The organism is Legionella sp. PC997 (assembly GCF_014109825.1).
In the GTDB taxonomy this organism is placed as follows: Bacteria; Pseudomonadota; Gammaproteobacteria; order Legionellales; family Legionellaceae; genus Legionella.
In genome coordinates this window covers 1,053,560-1,074,397 of sequence record NZ_CP059576.1, presented here as the reverse complement: position 1 = coordinate 1,074,397, position 20,838 = coordinate 1,053,560, and the positions used below count along the sequence as shown (strand labels likewise).

Here is a 20,838-nt window from a genome sequence, read left to right as displayed (position 1 = left end):
CTAATAATAAATATATGTTACGCAAAATGGAAAAGCAAATTTCAAATGGAATAAATTTTATATAAAACAATCGTTTTCACTCGATGTTGAAGTTAGTTCGATAGATAAGAAGTATAATCTTCCAACTCTAAACTTTGCTTCTCATCAAGAAAATTGACTATTTTTTTCAAACGTCCTTGATTAATGGCTAAGGTTTCAAAAAAACCAAACCTAACAGGTTTGCCAAGAACAACTAACTTTTTTTTCTCTGCAGCTTGACATTTAGTGTCTCCGGAAAGCGACCATAAAGAATGTTTGTCACGCAAATCCTTTTCGCGATGCTTTTTATATTGTTCCAAGCAAAATAAGTAGGTTGCTGAATAAACAATTTTTGCTTCTGGGTTTGTTAGGATTCGGGCTTGTCTATTCACTTCGGAAACAAAACTTAAGCTTGCGGCAAGAGATTTATCTTTTTGAGTTTTAAAATCTGTCTCTAATAAATGAAATGTTTTCTCTATTAAACTATTTTCGGTATCCTTTTGCTCCAATCTGGTTTGCTGAATAAAGGGGTAAAGCCAACGACTTTGGTTCGTAGCACTTAGAAACTCGACACGTAAAGACGGAAGAAAATGAGCAACCCTTTGCAAAGCTTCAATGAGTTTAATTGAGCGAGTATCAATGTATTGATTATGTGTATTAAAAAATTGGGTGCATTCAACTGTATTTTGAGTTAACCAATTAAAAATTGCCAACTCAGAACGTCGTTCTTCATCTGTAGTATGGGAACGAAAATAAATCAAGGAAGGCAATAAAGAACATTGTTCAAAAGTGCAATATCTATAAATTAGATAAAAAATAGTTCTTAATAAAAACATCACATCTTTTATATTTGCAATTACTTGAGGCTTTTCTGAAGATATCCTTGCGTTTAACCGTTCGAGAGGATAATTATTTTCGGTTACCTCCTTATAACCTAACATTCGACTAGCGGAAATAAGTAAAGGCATGAGTTCGGTTATCCTTAAGCGATTTTCAGCTAAATCATCAAAATGAGAGTTTAACTTTTCATACAGTATAGGATGAAGGAAATCCGCCTCTAACAAATTTGCTTTAGCCAATGAGTTTTGGAATAAAAGCCAAGGTCGGACATGCGTACCCGTGGCCCATTGGTCATAAGCGACATTTCTAATAACCCATAGCCAGAATTGATTGATGAGTTCTTTAACAGGAAGCATCACATTCGAATCAACCTCTTTTTGATCCTCGAGTAAGGCAAGCATCTCAGTTTGTCTTGAGACCAATTCTACGATTTCCTTGGGAGATTCTAATAATTCAACACTACTTTTAAGTTCACCCATTCGTAGTTTTAACTCACTGACTTTCATTTTTTTACTCCATGTCTGATTGAGGTGATTAAGGGAATACGAAGAACACATAACGAGGTAAAACAAACAAAATTTGACTCAAATTGTTTCAAATTATTGGCATTTTATCTAAATATATAACAAAAAATTTATTTTAAATCTATAGCATTATAACGGTTTAATAGTACCGAATTTTTCTCAATTATTTGCAGAGAATCTCAAATCACCTGGATTTGAAGAGGAGTCAATTCACATAGAAACTTGACCAGCTACTAATTGGATCTCTGACTTTGTTGCTGCAGAAATTCGATCACCTGGCAATACAATACCTACTAAATTTAGAGGATCCACAGACGAAATAATTTGGGGTTCCCCATCAAGTTCCTCTTTTCGCATAGCACGTAAGGAATCAACCGCATAAGGTAATGCAAATTGTTCGCCTAAAAATCCGTCAACAAAACGGCCTCCGCGTACCTCACCACGTAATTCAAGACGTCGCAAAAAAATCAATAAATCTCGCCAGCGAGGAATATTTTTCTCACGGACGAGCAAATCACGGAATATCACACCGTAGCGTTTCAAAAGCATCCAGCATGCAGCTTCCACACGCTTTTCATAATCCGCTTGTGCGTGAACATGCAACAAAGACCAACGTCCTGTACTCAGTGGAAATAGTGGTCTGCTACGATGTCTCCTGTTGTTTTTACGTTTGGTACTCAGCAAAGTACGTACATTATCAAAGCTATCGGCGGTGACCATTCCCGCTGCAACCAACTCCCATAACCCATTTTCTACTTCCACTTTTAAATTTCCCGTGCCACGCACAATATCGGCATAAAATGAGGCACCATATTTTTGTAAGAATTGATAAATATTACGTGCAGGATGACTCAAACTATCTACTTCTTCGATATTATCCACAAGTTCATGAGGTGGAATCCAATCGGCTTCTTCGCGGACAAAAAATGTAATCGGTGCATTTCGAGTTGGTGTTAAGCGCCTTGATTTTTTTGTTTCTTCTTCATTAACCACTATGGAAGGATGAGGAGACATTCGTCCCCATCCCACCAGACCACTCATACAGAGCTTATCCAGCATCAATAGATCATAATTGTGCACGCGTGCAGGAAAGATCTCTGATTCCCAGGCATTTGCAGCAAGTTCAAAACCTTGTAGTTGTTTGATAACCTCTAATAATCCAACCTCGCCACGCATTTGATTTCCTTTGGTCACATGTTGCCATTTCAACAACCAGGACATAAATTGTGCCCGTGTAACGGGTTTGATCTGTTTGCGTAAGGATTCTGTAGTGTAACGGTGAATACGTGCGAGTAAACGACGCTCACACCATTCGACTTCTCCAACATGCTCTGCACGAAAATTCCCCCGTAATAGATATCCGCTGGCTTCCAATTTGAGTAAAGCATGTTCAACATCCAAAGAAGAAAGCTGCAAAAAATGACTAAGAATTTTTGGGGTTATGGGACCTGTATGTAAAAGCCAACCGCGTAGAGTGTTTAAAATGCCCTCATCTTGTGAGCTGGGTTTATGCTCAATATCAGCAATTTCGTTAGCAAATGTTGCTTGTGGGAAAATGCCAAGAAAAGTTTTCTTTTTTTCCGTTGCCACGTAATAATTTTTACCAGCAACTGAAGCTAAAGCAGCCCTTCCCTCGTGCTGTAACTCAATAAAATAATGTTTCCATGCGGGCAAAGTAGATTGATACTCAGACAATTGAATGGTTTCAGGAAACACAATTACCGTTTGTAAGATATCATGTAATTCATCTGCAGAGCGAATATCTGGCCACGCTTGTTCTTGTACCTCAGAAATGGCTTTAGGATCGAGTTTACCCACCTCCTCCAAAAGTGCTTCGGGAAGTACTCGGCGCATTTCGACTGCGCGAGAACGTCGTTCTTCTAAAGGAGCATCATCTAAAAATGCGTAGGGATTAGCATTTAAAATTTCATGGGAAAATACCGAAGGAACAGGAGTATCCACTGCAAGACAAGCGATATTCTTGGACTCAATAGCATGAATCACCTCAGCAAATCCCTCAATATCTAAAGCTTCCGTTAAAATATCTTTCATGGTCTCTTCAATTAGTGGATGCTCAGGTAAAATAACATCAAGTCCACCCAAATTATCCTGACAGGCCGCAGCATCGGGAAAAACAGCGGCCAATAAATCATCTGCTAACATACGTTGGATGTTTGGAGGAATTTTTTTACCCCCCCGAAAACGTAATAGTGCTAAAGAACGGGAAGCCACTGCGCGAAATCGCATGCCCAATAATGGGGATTGTAAAACTGCTTGAGTCACAACTTCTTTTAACGTGTTGGTATGCAAGAAATGAAACACATCAGGTAAAGGAAAACTATGTTGTTCTGCCAAAGAAATATTTAACCCATTATCGGTTGCCGCTGCCTGTAATTCAAAATTAAAGGATCGACAAAATTTCTTGCGTAGAGCTAATCCCCAAGCTTTATTGATACGCGCACCAAAAGGTGCATGAATAATTAGTTGCATTCCCCCGCTTTCATCAAAAAAACGCTCTGCAATTACTGTTTTTTGGGTTGGAACGGCTCCCAAAATTTGTCGACCTAAACGAACATATTCAAGTAATTGTTCCGCAGCGGAATTATCCAGTCCACAATGATTGATTAACCATTCAATCGCCGATTTAATTTCAGGATAATTTTTTATATCAACAATTTGCGGACTTTTTTCTGGCAATAATTCATTGATTTTTTCGCGCATCTGCGAAACTTGTAGTGATAACTCAATACTCCGTGCAGGTGCTTCCCCCAACCAAAAAGGTACGCTTGGCGGCGCTCCATGTGCATCTTCCACAAGTACGCGTCCATTTTCGATACGAAGTACTCTCCACGAGTTAGTCCCTAATAAAAAAATATCCCCACGGTTACTTTCTACCGCAAAATCTTCATCTAAAGTGCCCACCATTGCGTTGTCGGGCATCGCAATAACCGTAAATAATCCGTTGTCAGGAATAGCACCCCCACTAGTAATCGCAGCAAGTCGACTTCCTCGTCGTGCTTTAATCATATGATTGACTTGATCTCTGTGGATATAAGCACCATAACGTCCTCGAGAACCCGCGATTCCTTCGGATAACATCGTAAGAATTTCTTCAAACTTTTCCCAGGTTAAATGATGATAAGGGTAGGCGTTTTTAAAATAGTTAAAGAGCGATTTTTCTTCCCAATCCTGAGTAGCACAAGCGGCCACAATTTGTTGCGCCAAGATATCGAGTGGCTCTTTTGGAATGATTAGCTGATCCAAATCTCCTTGACGTATTGCGTAGACCAGTGCAGCACATTCTAATAATTCATCGCGGGTGGTGGCAAAAACACGTCCTTTAGAAATCGCAGCATGCCAGTGCCCTGCCCTTCCAATGCGTTGTAATGCGGTGGCAATTGCACGTGGGGAACCTATTTGGCAAACCAGATCAATACTTCCAATATCGATACCCAGTTCTAAAGAAGCAGTAGCAACTAATACTTGGAGCGATCCATTTTTTAATTTTGTTTCTGCTTCGAGTCTTAATTTTCGCGATAAACTACCATGATGAGCTAAAACCTTATGCTCACCTAAACGTTGTTCTAAATGATGAGCAACCCGTTCTGCCAATTTTCGCGTATTGACAAATACCAAAGTAGAACGATGTTTTCGGGCATAGGCAGCAATTTTTTCATAAATCTCATCCCACATTTCATTGGAAGCAACGGCAGCTAATTCGATGTCTGGTACTACCACGTGCAAATCCAGCTGACGTGCATGCCCTATGTTGACTAATTTTACTTTAGTTTTCTTAGCCCCCGTTAAAAAATGGGCCACTTTTTCCAAAGGTTTTTGTGTTGCTGATAATCCAATACGAATAAAGGGTTTTAAGGTGAGTGCTTCCAAACGTTCAAGAGATAAAGTTAAGTGTGTACCTCGTTTGTTGTTGGCCAAAGCATGTATTTCATCAACAATCACCGTATGGATACTTGCCAAATTAATACGACTTTTCTCGGCGGTTAATAAAATATAAAACGATTCTGGGGTAGTAATAAGAATATGCGGTGGCTGCTTAAGCATTTTTTGTCGTTCACTGCTAGGGGTGTCCCCAGTTCTCACGGCCACACGGATTTCCTGGATAGGCATTCCTCTTCCCTTGGCTAATTCAGTAATTTCTTCTAGGGGTATAAGTAAGTTTTTTTGTACATCGTTACTGAGTGCTTTAAGAGGGGAAACATACAAGACTTCAGTCATATCCTGTAAATTTCCGGATACCGCCTTACGCACTAAACTATCCAAGCATGCTAAAAATGCAGCCAGAGTTTTTCCCGAGCCCGTCGGCGATGAAATGAGGGTATCATTACCCGCCAAAATAAAAGGCCATCCTTGCTCCTGGGGTTCGGTAGGTTGTCCTACTTTCTGGATAAACCAATCCTGAACAAGCGGATGGGCCCAAGCAAGGCTCTGATAGTTTGGTGAATTCATGAGATTAATAGTAAATGAGCAAATTCAATACATAGTATAGGCGATATTACTCGAGTATAGGATCTCCTCTGCCCTTACTTTTTAAGTATTTATCTCTATTACTCAGCATCAATAAGAATTTGCTCAACTACCTTATTTTTAAATACTACATGTTGATGTAAACCCGTAGCAATTATCGCTGGGGCTAATTCCTTCATGGTTTTAATTGCTTCGTTTTTTTGTATTTCGGTACTGTATTGGTGTTCAAGAACCTTTGCATTTGCTAAAAAAGCAGCAACCGTACCTTTTCTTACAATGGTGCCGTTGATGGATATGTTATCTACTCCATCAGGTATAATATCTTCTGGGCTAATTGAACCATTATTTGTCATGTATTTCCCCTTATACTAACTCGTCTTTAATACCCTTTCACAAAACTTTTTTTTAACATTAAACTTAATCTATTTATTAAATAACGAACTCACTTTAGCACCAATTAAAACTTAATATTTCTTATTATTTCAAGGTAAAAAATGATTATTATTGTTTGTGGTACTTCATCCTCAGGAAAGTCAACTCTTTGTCAAGAATTACAAAGCAGACTTGATGAGGGTTGGCTCAGTTTTAGTACGGATGGATATTTGGGTATGCTGGGCGATAGATTTGATGGATTACATCCAGATAATCCCCAAGTATGTGTTCCTAATGATATTTGTTATGCACAAAAACATACTGATGGAACTTATGAAATCGTGCCGGGAGCATTGTGTTCAAAACTCTATTTAACGATACCCAATGTTTTGAAGCTCCTCGGTGAGGAAGGCTTCAATATTATTGTTGACTCCTTTATTACCACTTTAGATGAATTTAATGCCTACAAAAAAACGTTAGAACCCTTTGGAATATTATTTGTTTATCTTTATGCCTCAGAAACAGTAATTGCACAAAGAGAGGACGCTCGAGGTGATCGGTTAAAAGGCTCGGCGCTTCATTGGTTAAAGCGATTCAACTTTCAGAAGTATTGTGAATTATGTATTGACACGGAAGAGCTTAATATTCAGCAGATGTGCGATGAAATTATTCGACTTAAAAATAGCAAATTTCCAATGTAGCCTGAATGCAGGTGCAGTGAAGCCTTCGGCACCCAACTACGTCAAGGAATCCAGGCTGGGCAGCGTATTAGGATGGGTGAGTACCCAGCATGCCTTGCTCGGGCAATATAAGTGGTGCCTAATCCGCCTCTACCTAAGATTATATCTCGATTTTATTTTAATCGGATTAAAGTTGAACCAAAGAGATCTAATTTTGCACTTCACTATTAATTTGTGATCTAGTTGTGCTAAGATGCCGCTTGCCTTCTCTACCATTTAGAGAAAGCTTGAATTTTATAATGAGAGCGAGGTTGATAATATGTCATTTTGGATGTTCTTTAAAAATAAAGCAGCAGATCTTGGGGGGTTGGTTACAGATAAACCTCAAATTTATACTTCAGTTAGAAAGTTAATTAATCAGTTAGATGCGGAAATTGATGCAAACAAAAAAAAACCACTTCCTAGCGATGTTTTCAATGCATTACGACAATTGAGAGCTCAGCTCGAATCAACAATGACTAAGTTTGACGAAGATTATAATAATGGCATACGAGTGCTTAATTATAAATATCGTGTCAAAGAATTTGCCAATGAGTGTCGTTCTGCTATTTATAGTTGGGAACCTACCTTGATGGCACACACAGGGGTTGGGAATAAGCTCAAAGCATTTATTAACGCCGTTCTGGAGCATTATTTTGGCGAACCCTATTTTACAGTAGAGAAAAACGATCTTGGCTTGAAAAAAGATATGAATGAAGCGTATACCACTACAAAACAAGCACTCACCAACGTAGCGATTGAAGATCCTGAAGATCTTCCATGTGGTTTCATACTAAGCTAATACGGATTTTATATATAACCTGGGACTCACATTCCAGGTTATATTTCAGCAGCTTACTCAATAACTTTAAATTCAGTTTCCACAAAATAAATTCTTCATATTAAATTATCCTCCTGCAATAAGTGCTATTATTGGTATAATAATTAGAAATTCAAAAGGAAGTGTATTATGCGCCGGGCCGTATCTACTCAGCTCACTCATGTATTAGGATTGAATCAATGAGTCGCATGCTTCTTTTTACCTGTGGATTAATTATCATCTGGATAGTGGGTTATTTCCTAGTGATAGGAAGTCATGTTTTGATTCCATTCGTGATCGCCGTTTTCATTTGGTATCTTCTTAATACCATAAGTAATATCATTCAACGAATACCCAAGGTCCCCAGTTGGCTCAGTATGATTTTTGCCTTTGCCATACTTGGAATATCTCTTTTAATTTTTATAAATATCATTACTAATAATGTCACTAGTGTCATCGCGGCATCTAATCGCTATCAAGAAAACTTATTAACAATTTTTAACAATATTGATCAAAAATTTCATATTCAAATATTAGCGAGTATGAACAGCATGATCAAAAGTCTAAATTTTCAAACGATTTTCACCAGTGTGTATGGAGTATTCACAACGCTTGCAAGCTCTACTGTACTCATTTTATTGTATGTTGCCTTTTTATTTGTGGAACAACATTTTTTTCTAAAAAAAATCGATTCGCTGTTCCCCTCTTTGGAAAGTCGTCTCATAGTGAACAACATCATCAGCCATATTGTGAATAACACTCAGACCTATCTGGGGATCAAATCCATTTTGAGTATTATTACGGCACTTTCCAGCTGGATAATTATGAAATGGGTTAAATTGGATTTTGCAGAGTTTTGGGCACTTCTCATCTTTTTTCTTAATTTTATTCCCAATATTGGAGCCATTATTGCGATTGCTTTTCCTGCTTCTCTGGCTCTTGTTCAGTTTGGCAGTTGGATTCCTTTTGCTGAAATCACTCTGGGTTTAGGAACCATCCAATTTATTGTTGGAAATTTGATTGAACCCCGTTTTTTAAGTAATTCATTAAATTTAAGTCCATTGGTTATCTTAATTGCATTAGCAGTTTGGGGGGCAATATGGGGAATATTAGGTATGTTTCTATCCGTACCTATAACCGTAATGATGATGATAATTTTTGCTCACTTTGAAAAAACCAGACCTATAGCCATTCTTTTATCTCAAGACGGAAATATCTTCAAAACTTATGAACTATTGCCTATAAATAACTCTTCTGAGCAAGATTGGATTAAGTATTAGCGCTGACAAAATAACTTGTCTTATACTTTTAAACATCTTGAATTCAAAGGACTTGCTCACCCTTGTTCTTGTGTTGGCCGGATGTATTATTGCAGCCCTTTAATATTGATGAACGCAAATATTTTACATTAGAGAATTTTTTGATGAATTTGCCAGGCCCTGGTAAGAAAGAAATTTACCCATAACCTACCAGGCTCTTCCTGATGCAATCAAAGTATATAAGCTTTGGCAGAAGCTCAATCAAAAGAGTGAAAGGCTATATAAAAGACTCGTAGATCTGTAGCCAGTCATAGCGAAGTGGAGAGTATAAATTCCTTGTCCCCCTTCGCTGCACTCAGGCTACATAAGCCATTTACTTTGTTTCCCAGAATGCAATATGAGCCCCTGTAGGATCTTTAATAATCGCAAAGAGTCCCATATCTCCAACATGGGTCACCCCTTTAATTTCTTGAGCCCCATTCTCTTTTGCTTTTGCTAGGGTATCAGCAACATTATTTACTAAAATATACGCCATCCAGTGAGGAGGAATTTCATTTTGTTGATTTGCAGGAATTTGCCATATACCTGCAAATTCTTTATCGTTGGCTTGAATTAGAGTATATGTCATTTCACCAGAATGTATTTCTTTAAATTGCCAGCCCAGTACTTTGCTATAAAACTCTTTCGCTTTGTTCACATCCGCAGTAGCTAATTCATTCCAACAAAATTGACCCATAGAATTTTGTGACATAATGATTTCCTTATTTTATTTGAGGTGCATGAATAATAGCTCATAATTGCAAAAGATGTTAGAAAATATGAGCTAAATAAAAACCTGTCTCAAGCTGCTGTCGCGGCTTTTGCTGCCTCATGTGTCTCCTTCTGGGTAACTTCTAAATTAGGAAGGATTTGTTGGCGGAATGCAAAAAATTCACCTCCGCAGAGGTAGCAAAAAAATCCAGATCGATAAGGTTTTTCTTTTTTATAATAGACCATTATCAATAACGATAAGAACCTAGGTGTTGTAATGATTAATTATAGGCAAACTCTGAAAATCCTTCTGATAGCTGCGAGTCGAGATCTAAAATTCGATAAACATCTTGAGAGGTCTCCTCCTGGGGATGGAGTTGTTTTTGATAAGCATCCTTTAATCGATACCCTACATAAATAAGCGTTATTCCCAAAGCAATTGGCCAGGAAGCCACGGCCGCAGTAATAAGAAATGTAATTCCCCCCACATTGAATGCTAAGTTTTTCCAAAATTCATAGTAATTTTTGCTGCATTCATCATTGAGATTATTGAGGATTTGGCGGTGTTGCTCATCGTCTACTCGAGCTCCATTTGCTAATTCACGCCGTATTGCAATAGAGGTTTTTTGATATTTTTTATATTCTTCGGAGGTGTTATACAAAGCATTTCCTAGCATACTGAATAATGCTAGCCCGGCTAAAGCAAGTGGACCGGTACATAGCATACTGATTGCGAAACAGGTGGCGAGTAGATTTGCTCCTAGTATATTAATTGCAAAATAGGCGCACTGGGTTTCCCATTCATCATTGACCACATCAATTTGGCGCTGGATGACTTTTCGTTCAAACAGGGTTGCATCCTTTAATTGGGCCTGCAATTCTCGCACGTGATCGTGATATTTACTGGCTTCAAAAAGCCACTGAGCTAAAAACAATAACGTATCGAACGTCAGAAAGGCAACTGTGATTAGTGGAACAGCAGCATCCGCAATATGAAAAAAGTTATTATACGTTGTTAACAAACCTACTACAGCCCATACCAAGTCGCTCGCCATAATAAAACCACGCTTTTCCATTTCGTGTTCGAGTACTTTCTTTGTCGATAATTCCTCCTTGGTTGCAGCTTGAATGATATGCTTAAGTAGTAAGAGTAAATTAATCAGGAAACGCAACGTGTAAAGCAAAATACCCAGATCCGTAATGGCTTTGCGTGAGTGATTTAAGAAATTAAGACCTTCAATAAAGCTGTATTGATTACCTAGAACTTTATTAATCTCTTGAATCAATTTGGATACAGAACTCTTTTGAAGATAAATAATTACATAATTTGCAAGACCACGGCTGTAAGAAAATTGAGAACGCCGGGTATTTATGGTACCGACATTTTGACGTAGCTTGGAAATACGAATAAAAGAGGAAAGATAATCCAAAATGCTTGTTTGTATGCTTTCTGTTAGAAATTTAGGGAAACTATCAATTATTTTTTTCTTTTTTGGTGCGCGGTCTATATTGTAAAATGCCTCTATTCTCTGACGAAGTTGTTTTAACGTTCTTAAATCAGAATCTACAAAATCAACCTGATAATAGGAAATCAGCAAATCACATAAAAAATAAAGATAATGGACGCTGGCACTCTCTTCTGACCAGGAGGACCTATTCGATATAATTACTTGATTTAACGTTAAAAACTCCTCCTTTAATTGAGCCAAGTGAAACCCGTCTTCTTTAAAAGAAAAATCACTTGGTTTTAATGAATTATTAAAAAAAGTATGCTTTATGAGACCAATTTTTGATTTTCCCATAAAAGAACTCTTTGAGATGAATTGTGAAGAATTGCTCAATTGTACAATGGGTTATTAAAAACCGATTAAATCAATACTGTTAAGTTTCTGCAAAAAAATAGTTAAAATAGAAAAATGATCCAAATTCAAAATTTAAGGATAATTTAAGTACAAAGCCTTTCCCTCTTTTTTTTATAAAAACTAATTGATAAACTCACACCCCAAATAACCATAATCCCGAGATAAAGTTGACTGATGCAAGTAATTCCTCTGATTCCATTGAAAAGCATTCTTTAGAAAAAGAGAAAGTGGTTATTATTATTCCAACGCATAACGAAGCGTTGGTCATTCAATCAACAATAGAACAAGTATTTGCATCAGTAGAACAAAATGAGCAGTATGATATACATGTTTTAATTTTCGATAGCGCCTCTACAGATAACACCAAAAAAGTCGTTACTTTGCTACAGAATAATTACCCCAAATTACATTTACAAAATGAACCAACTAAATCTGGACTGGGCTCTGCTTATTTGCAAGCCATGAACTATGCATTAACTGTTTTGAATGCGGATATTGTTTTTGAGTTTGATGCGGATCTTTCCCATCAACCCAAGTATATTCACCCAATGTTAGAGATGTTGCAAACATGTGATTGTGTGCTAGGAAGTCGTTATGTTGAAGGCGGGAGTATTCCGAGTAATTGGGAATTACATCGCAAACTTTTTTCCGTTTTAGGTAATTATGTTGCTCGATCTGTACTCACACCAAAATATAAGGATTTTACTAGTGGGTTTCGTGCCACTCGCCGACAGCAACTTTTAAAAGTTCTGCCTGATCAATTTCTTACAAATCACTATGCATATAAAATGCAATTATTGTGGCTTTTACATAAAAACAAAGCAAAAATTCGTGAATATCCTATTGATTTTATTGATAGAAATAAAGGATACAGCAAGCTGCCTAAAAACAGCATTGTCGATTCCCTGCGAGTCGTTTTTTCTTTACGTTATCATGAAATTAAACGTTATTTAAAAATGTGTCTCGTAGGCTCTTTAGGTATTTTAGTACAGTTTATTAGCTACAATGTGTTGCGCGAATATTTTCAATTCTCACCTTTTGACGCCTCACAAATTGCAGTATGCGCCGCAATCATCAATAATTTCGTTTTAAATAGCAAAATCACCTTTAGCGTCAAAAAAAAATCAGCATGGCCATTAAAAATAAAGCGTTTATTACTTTTTGCTATTTATTCCATATTTATAATAAACTTACAAAGTTATTGGTTACGCTTAGGAGTGCTTTGTTTTGGCGCTGGACCCTTACGTGAAAATATAATAATGGGTATCGGCATCGGTTTAATATCTCTTTTAAATTACTATACTTATTCTCGTCATATCTGGGCAGAACAATATGTTCCTAGTAATTAAAGATAATTATTGTCATCAGAATGAATCGACAAGAAACAGTATCAATGCCATTGGGAAAAGGATATCCATCAGGGAAAAGAGCAAATAATAGGATTATTTCGTGGGAATTTTTTAGCTCGCGACGCGTTTATCTGTTTGTAACTCTGTATTTTATCATTTTACTCCTGATGGCACCTATTAATATATTATCGCTTGATACGTATTATTATTGGGATTGGAGTCGTCACCTGGCATTATCCTATTACGATGGCTCTCCCATGATTGCATATTTTATTAGGTTTGCCACTTCATTATTCGGAGATAACCTATTTGCCCTGAGCTTTATAGGCATCCTATGCATTGCATTAACGAGTTGGATTATTTATAAAAGTGCTCGCTTTTTTTTATCCTGCGAAGCAAGCTGTATTGCAATGTTATCGTGGCTATTTTCCCCTCTGGTCACTTTGGATATTTTAAAACAAACGACCTATGATACACCCCTTGTTTTATTTTGGTCATTAACCGTCTACTATACTATAAAATTTATTCAAACCAATAGAATAAAAGAGCTGTACTTAATTGGAATTAATGCAGGGCTGATGATGTTATCCAAATATAGTGGCATCGTTTTAATCCTTTCTCTGCTTATTTTTTTATTTTTTAGTACTTATCGCTCCATCTTTAAATCGAAGCATTTTTATTTTGCTACGCTTCTCAGCATTATTATTTTTAGTCCTGTGATTGTCTGGAACTATCAAAATCATTGGCAATCATTTATCTATCAGTTAACGACCCATACACTTAAACCAGAAGTAAATCCTCTTTTTCATACAATAGAAACTTTTTTTACCCTATTCGTCCCTTCATTAAATATAATGTTGCTTCCTCCATTTTTAGTAAGAACTCAAAAACTAGATGAAAAAAATGCATTAATTGTGAAATTATGCCGTATTATTTGTATTACTTTTCTGTGTTTTTACTTATACACCGCAAGCCAGGCTGGGATTCGGGAATTCTGGCTCACTCCTTATTTAATCAGTAGTGCGATTTTATTGGGATATTGGCTTACAACATTCCCTTATCGTAAATTTGCTATTCTATTACCTGCACTTTACGCAATAATTAGTTTGTTCGTGATTATAGATAACACCTCCAAATTTAATATTATCAAATCAAAAAAACTTATTTTTTATAATTTAATCCAAAAATTTAATGCGACACAGCCCCAATTACCGGATACGATTTTTACTTCAGGTTGGTTTGCAGCACGCATGCTCTTTTTTCTGCAAAACAAACCCATTATTTATACTTTGGGTTGTGAAAGTCCTCAAAATCAATATGCTTTATGGAATGCAGACATCAATAAAAAAATTGCAAATAAAACACTGAAAGAAATAATATATATTGATCAGTATGATCGGAAGATTTGCTTGGCTCAACATTTTGATCAATGTCAAAAAGTACCAACTCATAAACTTCCTTTCAGGCATAAGGAATATGCGCTTAATGTATATAGATGCCGAAATTTTTAAAAATGCATTATGGAAGTATGGATTTATAGCGGGTTAATCTTTTTTTAACGTATTCATCGAATTATGATACCATCCCCGGTTATTAGAATTCTGATAAGGACTATCAATGCTTAAATTATTCTTTTTTTTAATTACATTGGTTTCTTCAGTTTGTTTTGCAGATGATAAAGAAATTGCCATCACCATGGATGATTTACCCCTGGTAGCCTCAAGAATGGATACCCCAGGGAATCGTCAACGATCCACCGAACGGTTTACCCAAATTGTGCAAACATTCCAAAAATACAAAGTTCCAGTCACAGGTTTTGTGATTGCAGGAGCAATCGAAAAAGGACAATGGGATTTCTTAGAACAATTTCGTAAAGCAGGCTTTATGTTGGGTAATCATACTTACTCACATTATAATCTAAATCAGCTGAGCGCTGATAAATATATAGCTGATGTGTCTCGTGCCGATAAGATTCTTACGCCTATAATGACTGAACCTAAATATTTTCGCTATCCTTACCTCGCAGAAGGCAAAAATGATAAAAAACAAAAAGTATTCGATTACCTAAAAGAACATAATTACACCATTGCTCCTGTAACCATTGATAGTAAAGATTTTGACTTTAATGAAATGCTCTATAAAGTCCCCTATCGTTCTCGAGAAAAATACATTCAAAAAATAAAGCCACGATATCTAGCGTATATCTGGAAACAAACATTAAGAGCGGAAAAAAATGCTAAGGGTGAGAATGCCAAACAAATATTATTAATTCATGCAAATCTCCTTAATAGTTATGTATTAGGAGATATTTTGGAAATGTATCAAAAAAATGGATATAAGTTTATTAGTTTAGCTGAAGCTCTGAAAAATCCCGCACCCATCATTAATTTTTCTCCTTCTATGAAAAAAGATACTTTGGGAGAGCAACTGGAAATTGAACTACTGAATCTTCCAAAATCAAAAGAAAATTATGTGACGCCTTAGTAGATTTCTCACCTGGGTGCGGCGAAATGGAGTCCAGGTATTTCTAATACAGATCCCGGGTTCCTTTTCGCTGCACCCAGGCAAAACAATGTGAATATGTAAATTAGTCAGGAGATTATATGTTAATAATTGCTATTGTTCTTTTTCTGCTTGCAATAGTGTGTGGTTTTTTTCTGTTTACAGCAATACTTCAAGACAGACCTATAAATAGAACGGTGAGAAATTTGCATGCAGTTTTTGCAACCTTAGGATTACTTATTATCATCGTTCACACGTTTGCATTTATGACTGGCAAAGCCACGCTTCTTGTCGCGAGCTTAATTCTTTTAATTCTTGCTGCATTAGGTGGGTTAAGCTTGGTTGCGCTTGCGAAGAAAGGAAAACACATTCCAAAATTAGGAGTGCTGGTGCATCCAATAATGGGTCTTGCCGGATTTATTTGTTTGATATTCTATGTATTGCCTTAATCATTCCGGTTCGAATTTATATTTTAAACGCTCACGAACCGATTGAAGTACAATTTTTGACGCTTTATTGGGTGATCCCGAATCAAAAGGTGGTTCGGGATCATATTCCAAACCGAGCTGTAAACTTTGCGCTACGTGTTCATCCGTAAGTTTTGCAGCAAGAAATAAAGCCATATCGATACCCGCTGAAACCCCAGCTGCAGTAATGATTTTCCCATCTATTACGAATCGTTTATGCGTGGGTATAGCCCCCCAATTTTCTAATCGATTCATTACTGCCCAATGTGTTGTTGCTTTAACTCCAGATAAAATTCCTGCTGCACCTAGGATTAAACTTCCAGTACAGACCGAGGTAGTCCATAAAGTATGCTCATGTATCATTTTGACCCATTTAAGAATCTCAGGACAATCACGTAATGCAGTGGCATTACCAGCACCAGGAATCAACACAATATCAGTCTCTGAGATATCCTTTAATGCATGCTCAGCAATTAATGTAAGTCCAGAACAAGTACGCACCGGCCCAGTATTTAGAGCAACCCGCTGCACAATCACTTCTGGCAAACGACTAAGTACCTCATAGGGACCAAGGGCGTCCAGAGCGGTCATTCCTTCATAAAATAAAAAAGTAATGTGCAGCGGTTTAGACATACTTTATCCTTTTTTAACAAATTGAGATTTTAATTTCATGGCACCAATTCCATCAATTTTACAATCAATATCATGATCCCCCTCAACCAAGCGAATATTTTTTACTTTAGTGCCAACTTTTACTACTTGAGACGAGCCTTTAATTTTTAGATCTTTAATCACTGTAACCGTATCACCATCTTGCAGAACCTGACCATTTGCATCTTTAATTACTCGTTGATCGTCCTGGCTTTGTTCTTCGGATCCATCCTTTGCCCATTCATAGGAACATTCCGGACAAATTAATTGATTTCCATCTTCATACGTATATTCTGAATTACATTTAGGGCATTGAGGTAGAGAAGACATATTTTTTTCCATTCATAAAGAGAATAATAGTATAGCAAAAACTCGATCAGTCTCCCACAACAGTACTAAGCAGGTGACGTTCTTGCGCTTGATAACGATGCTCATAGAGATAGATCCCTTGCCATGTACCTAAAGCTAATTTCCCATTTTGTATAGGTAGAGTTAAGCTGGTTTGAGTTAATAAAGTACGAATATGTGCAGGCATATCATCCTGACCTTCAATTACATGTTTAAAAAGTGGATCCCCGTCAGGAATTAAACGGACCAGGAACTGTTCCAAATCTTTGCGAACTTGAGGATCATAATTCTCACAAAGCATTAAAGAGGCACTTGTATGTTTAAGAAATAAATGACATAAGCCTTGTTGGATCGGGGTTTTTGACAGCAAAGTGGCTATATCAGCAGTAATATCCTGCGTTCCTCTTCCTGAAGTATGAAATGTGATCGCGAATTGTTCGATTTTCATAAGATTAATGATGATTAGTTATAGGTTCTTTTTACTATCGCAAAATTACGTTACGATTCAAAGCAAATTATCAGGATCGACCATGGAACCAATGATAGACAGTACTTTGTGTCTGGATTTATCTCCTCGTAGCAACGTAACCTGCTTTATTGGTACTTTAAATAGTTCGGCCATATACTTTAAAAGGGTTTTATTAGCGCGCCCCTCAATAGGGGGACTATTTAAGCGTATTTTAAGCGCCCCCTCATAAAGACCAACAATCTCTGTCTTTTTTGCACCGGGTTGAATATATAAACGAAGAGTTAAACATTCATCATCGCGTTGATACCACACTTATTCCTTTACCTTTGAAGTTTTTAGTAACTCAAAATTAAAGGATTTATTCATGGGTTACAAGAAAAATGGGCTTAAAGAAGATCAGATCCTGGGCTACAGCGATGCATTCACCCAGAGAGGATCCAATCAATTTTAGTTTGTAAGGCTAATAGCAGAAGCTATTTGTTCCATACTGTGATAAGTATTTCCAAGCAATAGGTTCTCACTCTCTAATCTACGTCGATTAACTTCCTCCATGTCCTTTTGAGCTTCTTGCATTTTGCGAGTATTAGCAAAGAACGAATCGACACTATTTCCAATGCCTGTTTCGTTTTTTCCAATTTGAGATTGGAACCATGATTTAACCTGAGGGGCCGGACATTCTTTAGTGATAAGACGCACAGGAAGTTTGCCATCACTTAATGGTTGAGCCAAGTTATCTCCTGCTTTTTGTAATCGTTCCAGTAAAGAAGAATCATCACTTGCAATTGCATGGCGTATCGTTTCGTCACGAATGATTGTCAGCATTTTTGTGTATTTTTCAATTTTCTCTTTAGCTGCACTTTCCACGAGCTTCTTGGCTGTTACATAAGCTAAATTCTCACCATCAAAAATAATGTGTCGATCTTTTGCAAAAAGTTCTAAAATTTCTGGACGACCTGTGGATAAAATAACGCTCATAGTCGTTTTAGTGGCCATAGAGTTTTCAAAGCTGAAATCAGGGTGTTGGGCAATAAACTCAATCAGATCTAACGGCGGTGTTAAGAGGAGGACGACTCGCATCAGAAGAGTTCTTCCATTCGTATTTACTGCATTGACTAAATCAGGATGATCATCAATCAATGTTTTAACTTTGTCATATTCTTTTTTAGTTACAGCTTGCCATAATGCTTCTTCATGTGGTGACATTTTCCTCTCCCTTTTATAAAAAATTGCACATATTATAGCAAAAAAGAGGCATGATGTGGTATAAAATTTCAATTATGATACAAAAATCATTTACATCCCCAAACTACTTTGAGGGCTATTTGGGAACTGAAACATAGAGGCGAGATTATCTTTTACTTGATTTAAAGGTTCATAATCAATGCCTAAAACGTTACATGCCTCACAAATTTTTTGAATTTGAGATGGATATGCTTTATCAAAGCCAATGGATTTTACATCTTCAATCAGATCTTCGATTCTTTTTATTTTTTCTGCGATTTCCGGTTCAACTTCTTCATTTAATTCACTTAAAACAGTGGATAATTCTTCGATCATGGATTCATAATTACGCTGTTTTTCTGAATCAAACTCAATGAGTTCACTACCATCCCTTATAGTATTCATAAAAAATCGATAGCGTTGAACGTGTAATGAATTTCGAGACTCTCCACTGGGTTCAACTTCAGACTCATCTTTTTTAAGACTCGCAAGTTCAATAATTGATGTACTGGGTTTCGCATCGATATTTTGCGCTTCTGGCAAAGGAACACTCTGAGTTTTTTCATCAAGAATATCTTTGGACTTCCCATTCATAACCTCGACCGCAGAACTACTCGATTTTAAGTCCACATCTCGCGTTGTAGCCATAAAAGGAATGGAGGGTTCTTCATTAAATACTTTAGAATCCTGATGTTTTTCAGTCTTAATCTCATCCGTAAACGAACTTGATTTAAGACCAAGGTCTTGCTCTTTGCTCGGAGGTTCGATTACCGGTGTGCTTGATTTTAAACTCACATTTTCTTCCAATGCTGGCTCAGTAGGTACAGGGAGAGAAGTTTTAGCATCCACATCAAGGGTTTCTTGAACTAGAGAAGAATTTATTGGAGCTAAGGTAAACATTTTTTTTATTAATTTTACATTAATATCAAAACGTTGTTTTGCATCTTCTGGCAATATTGGTTCAACAATACTCACTAAATTTTCTAGTTCTTTATTACATTGGTTTAATAAAACCTGAGTGGAATCATAATTCTTAACTGTTTTTAATTCTTCTTTATATTTTTCTAATTGCATTAAGCTCATATCCAGTTTGTTGATTTGCTCCTCATTCAATTCATCAACGGGACACTTTTTTAATTCATCTATTATTAAACTCAAGCTAACGTTTACATCCTCTAAAGCATGCTCCCGGGAAGTCTCGTAATGGACAGATAACTCCTCCATCGCCTGTTTCCATTCCCTTTGAATCGCTTCACTTTCTTGTTGAAAATTCAGGGTAATGGTTTGATGTTGCTCATAAATCTTTTGTAATTGAGGTGATTCATCGCGGACTTCTTCAAAAAATGAGCTCAAAGCATTTTGCGCTTCCTTAAATTTTTCTTCTTTGATCTGATGTTGTTTTTCAAGGATTTGTATTTCTAGGAGGGGTTCTCCATCCATTGAAGTTGCCTCATGACATTGCGCATCCATTGTCTCTCTTAGTACAACTAAATTTTTATAAAGAGATACCGCTTTTTGTTTTGTTTCTTCGCTAATACTTTCATCTTGATCAATTACATCTAATGCCTCACGCATTAAATTTAGATGTTGATCATAAACCGCATCGATTCGTTTTATTTGTTTTGTGTGGTAGTTATGAGTAATCCGTCTCATTTCATCTTCATAATATCGATATAACTCCATGTTAGTTAAACCATAAAGTGATTTTTCCCATTCAGAAGTGGGAGGAGGAAATGATTTAGACACCTCAGATTGTGGCATTGATGCCTCTTTTTTTCGAGGAACAAAGACAAAATCCTGTTGATGTGCTGCAGCCTGAGCTTGTTCTTTTTCGATTTCCTCAAGTAATGCAATTTCCTTCGCCACTAAATCCTTATCTTCAAAAAGCGAGCGGATGATATCAAATCGCCCAGTTACCGTAAGAAAAAATAGTAAATTGTGCTCACACAAATGAATAAATTCACTTAAAACTTGTTCATTTTGACGAATTACATCGTTTTTATTCTGGATCGAATTGACTCTACGCAGCCATTCTAAATAAGAAATCAAAAGAGGATAGGTTGCTTCAGATAATTCACGTTGTTTTAAGATGGCATCACTGGGATTGCCCATAACCCGTTTTAAATGCTCGTCTGGTGATATATGAAGAATTCCCATCACTCATTACCCGTTAATTGCTCAT

General features: G+C 36.8%; 18 protein-coding genes. 7 read left to right on the top strand and 11 right to left on the bottom strand.

Annotated features, from left to right (window positions below; genetic code table 11):
• Nucleotides 1–92 precede the first annotated feature (92 nt).
• From HBNCFIEN_RS04445 to HBNCFIEN_RS04435, 3 genes are all read right to left on the bottom strand, one after another.
• The gene (locus HBNCFIEN_RS04445) at nt 93–1,364 is read right to left on the bottom strand and encodes a hypothetical protein (protein ID WP_182392878.1); all 1,272 of its coding nucleotides are present in this window, start codon (nt 1,362–1,364) and stop codon (nt 93–95) included.
• 228 nt (nt 1,365–1,592) lie between these two features.
• Nucleotides 1,593–5,849 carry a DEAD/DEAH box helicase gene (locus tag HBNCFIEN_RS04440; RefSeq protein ID WP_182392877.1) on the bottom strand — a complete coding sequence of 1,419 codons (4,257 nt, stop codon included), beginning with the start codon at nt 5,847–5,849 and terminating at the stop codon, nt 1,593–1,595.
• 98 nt (nt 5,850–5,947) lie between these two features.
• Nucleotides 5,948–6,220, bottom strand: coding sequence for a hypothetical protein (locus tag HBNCFIEN_RS04435; RefSeq protein ID WP_182392876.1), 273 nt, complete (start codon nt 6,218–6,220; stop codon nt 5,948–5,950).
• A gap of 141 nt (nt 6,221–6,361) precedes the next feature.
• Here HBNCFIEN_RS04435 and HBNCFIEN_RS04430 point away from each other — a divergent pair, with 141 nt between their 5' ends.
• The 3 genes from HBNCFIEN_RS04430 to HBNCFIEN_RS04420 all read left to right on the top strand — a co-directional run bounded on the left by HBNCFIEN_RS04430 (nt 6,362) and on the right by HBNCFIEN_RS04420 (nt 9,058).
• Nucleotides 6,362–6,940 (top strand): AAA family ATPase, encoded by a 579-nt coding sequence (locus tag HBNCFIEN_RS04430; protein WP_182392875.1) that lies wholly within the window; start codon nt 6,362–6,364, stop codon nt 6,938–6,940.
• 298 nt (nt 6,941–7,238) lie between these two features.
• Nucleotides 7,239–7,760 (top strand): hypothetical protein, encoded by a 522-nt coding sequence (locus HBNCFIEN_RS04425; protein WP_182392874.1) that lies wholly within the window; start codon nt 7,239–7,241, stop codon nt 7,758–7,760.
• A 218-nt stretch (nt 7,761–7,978) separates the two neighbouring features.
• Nucleotides 7,979–9,058, top strand: a complete 1,080-nt coding sequence (locus tag HBNCFIEN_RS04420) for an AI-2E family transporter (RefSeq protein WP_182392873.1) — start codon at nt 7,979–7,981, stop codon at nt 9,056–9,058.
• Between the two features lie 352 nt (nt 9,059–9,410).
• On the opposite strand, the gene HBNCFIEN_RS04415 is transcribed toward HBNCFIEN_RS04420, so the two are convergent.
• Nucleotides 9,411–9,788, bottom strand: a complete 378-nt coding sequence (locus HBNCFIEN_RS04415; protein WP_182392872.1) for a VOC family protein — start codon at nt 9,786–9,788, stop codon at nt 9,411–9,413.
• Between the two features lie 280 nt (nt 9,789–10,068).
• Complete coding sequence (locus tag HBNCFIEN_RS04410; protein ID WP_182392871.1) at nt 10,069–11,589, bottom strand: hypothetical protein; 1,521 nt, start codon at nt 11,587–11,589, stop codon at nt 10,069–10,071.
• Between the two features lie 227 nt (nt 11,590–11,816).
• On the opposite strand from HBNCFIEN_RS04410, the gene HBNCFIEN_RS04405 reads away from it, so the two are divergent.
• The 4 genes from HBNCFIEN_RS04405 to HBNCFIEN_RS04390 all read left to right on the top strand — a co-directional run bounded on the left by HBNCFIEN_RS04405 (nt 11,817) and on the right by HBNCFIEN_RS04390 (nt 15,949).
• On the top strand, nt 11,817–12,998 hold the full coding sequence (locus tag HBNCFIEN_RS04405) for a glycosyltransferase family 2 protein (protein WP_182392870.1): 1,182 nt from the start codon (nt 11,817–11,819) through the stop codon (nt 12,996–12,998).
• Nucleotides 12,999–13,018: 20 nt separating this feature from the next.
• On the top strand, nt 13,019–14,509 hold the full coding sequence (locus HBNCFIEN_RS04400) for a glycosyltransferase family 39 protein (protein WP_182392869.1): 1,491 nt from the start codon (nt 13,019–13,021) through the stop codon (nt 14,507–14,509).
• Nucleotides 14,510–14,615: 106 nt separating this feature from the next.
• Nucleotides 14,616–15,482: a polysaccharide deacetylase family protein gene (locus HBNCFIEN_RS04395; RefSeq protein ID WP_182392868.1), complete on the top strand. Its 867-nt coding sequence runs from the start codon at nt 14,616–14,618 to the stop codon at nt 15,480–15,482.
• Nucleotides 15,483–15,601: 119 nt separating this feature from the next.
• Entirely contained in the window at nt 15,602–15,949 is a 348-nt protein-coding gene (locus HBNCFIEN_RS04390; RefSeq protein ID WP_182392867.1) for a hypothetical protein, read from the top strand.
• Here the strand turns inward: HBNCFIEN_RS04390 and HBNCFIEN_RS04385 are convergent, their stop codons facing one another.
• The 6 genes from HBNCFIEN_RS04385 to HBNCFIEN_RS04360 all read right to left on the bottom strand — a co-directional run bounded on the left by HBNCFIEN_RS04385 (nt 15,950) and on the right by HBNCFIEN_RS04360 (nt 20,813).
• Nucleotides 15,950–16,600: a DJ-1/PfpI family protein gene (locus tag HBNCFIEN_RS04385; RefSeq protein WP_182392866.1), complete on the bottom strand. Its 651-nt coding sequence runs from the start codon at nt 16,598–16,600 to the stop codon at nt 15,950–15,952.
• Between the two features lie 3 nt (nt 16,601–16,603).
• The gene (locus HBNCFIEN_RS04380) at nt 16,604–16,948 is read right to left on the bottom strand and encodes a zinc ribbon domain-containing protein YjdM (protein ID WP_182392865.1); all 345 of its coding nucleotides are present in this window, start codon (nt 16,946–16,948) and stop codon (nt 16,604–16,606) included.
• A gap of 46 nt (nt 16,949–16,994) precedes the next feature.
• Complete coding sequence (locus HBNCFIEN_RS04375) at nt 16,995–17,414, bottom strand: secondary thiamine-phosphate synthase enzyme YjbQ (protein ID WP_182392864.1); 420 nt, start codon at nt 17,412–17,414, stop codon at nt 16,995–16,997.
• 57 nt (nt 17,415–17,471) lie between these two features.
• Nucleotides 17,472–17,747, bottom strand: coding sequence for a DUF167 family protein (locus HBNCFIEN_RS04370; RefSeq protein WP_182392863.1), 276 nt, complete (start codon nt 17,745–17,747; stop codon nt 17,472–17,474).
• Between the two features lie 135 nt (nt 17,748–17,882).
• Complete coding sequence (locus HBNCFIEN_RS04365; protein ID WP_182392862.1) at nt 17,883–18,638, bottom strand: hypothetical protein; 756 nt, start codon at nt 18,636–18,638, stop codon at nt 17,883–17,885.
• A 90-nt stretch (nt 18,639–18,728) separates the two neighbouring features.
• A complete protein-coding gene (locus tag HBNCFIEN_RS04360) occupies nt 18,729–20,813 on the bottom strand; it encodes a hypothetical protein (protein ID WP_182392861.1) in 2,085 nt (694 codons plus the stop codon).
• Nucleotides 20,814–20,838 lie beyond the last annotated feature (25 nt).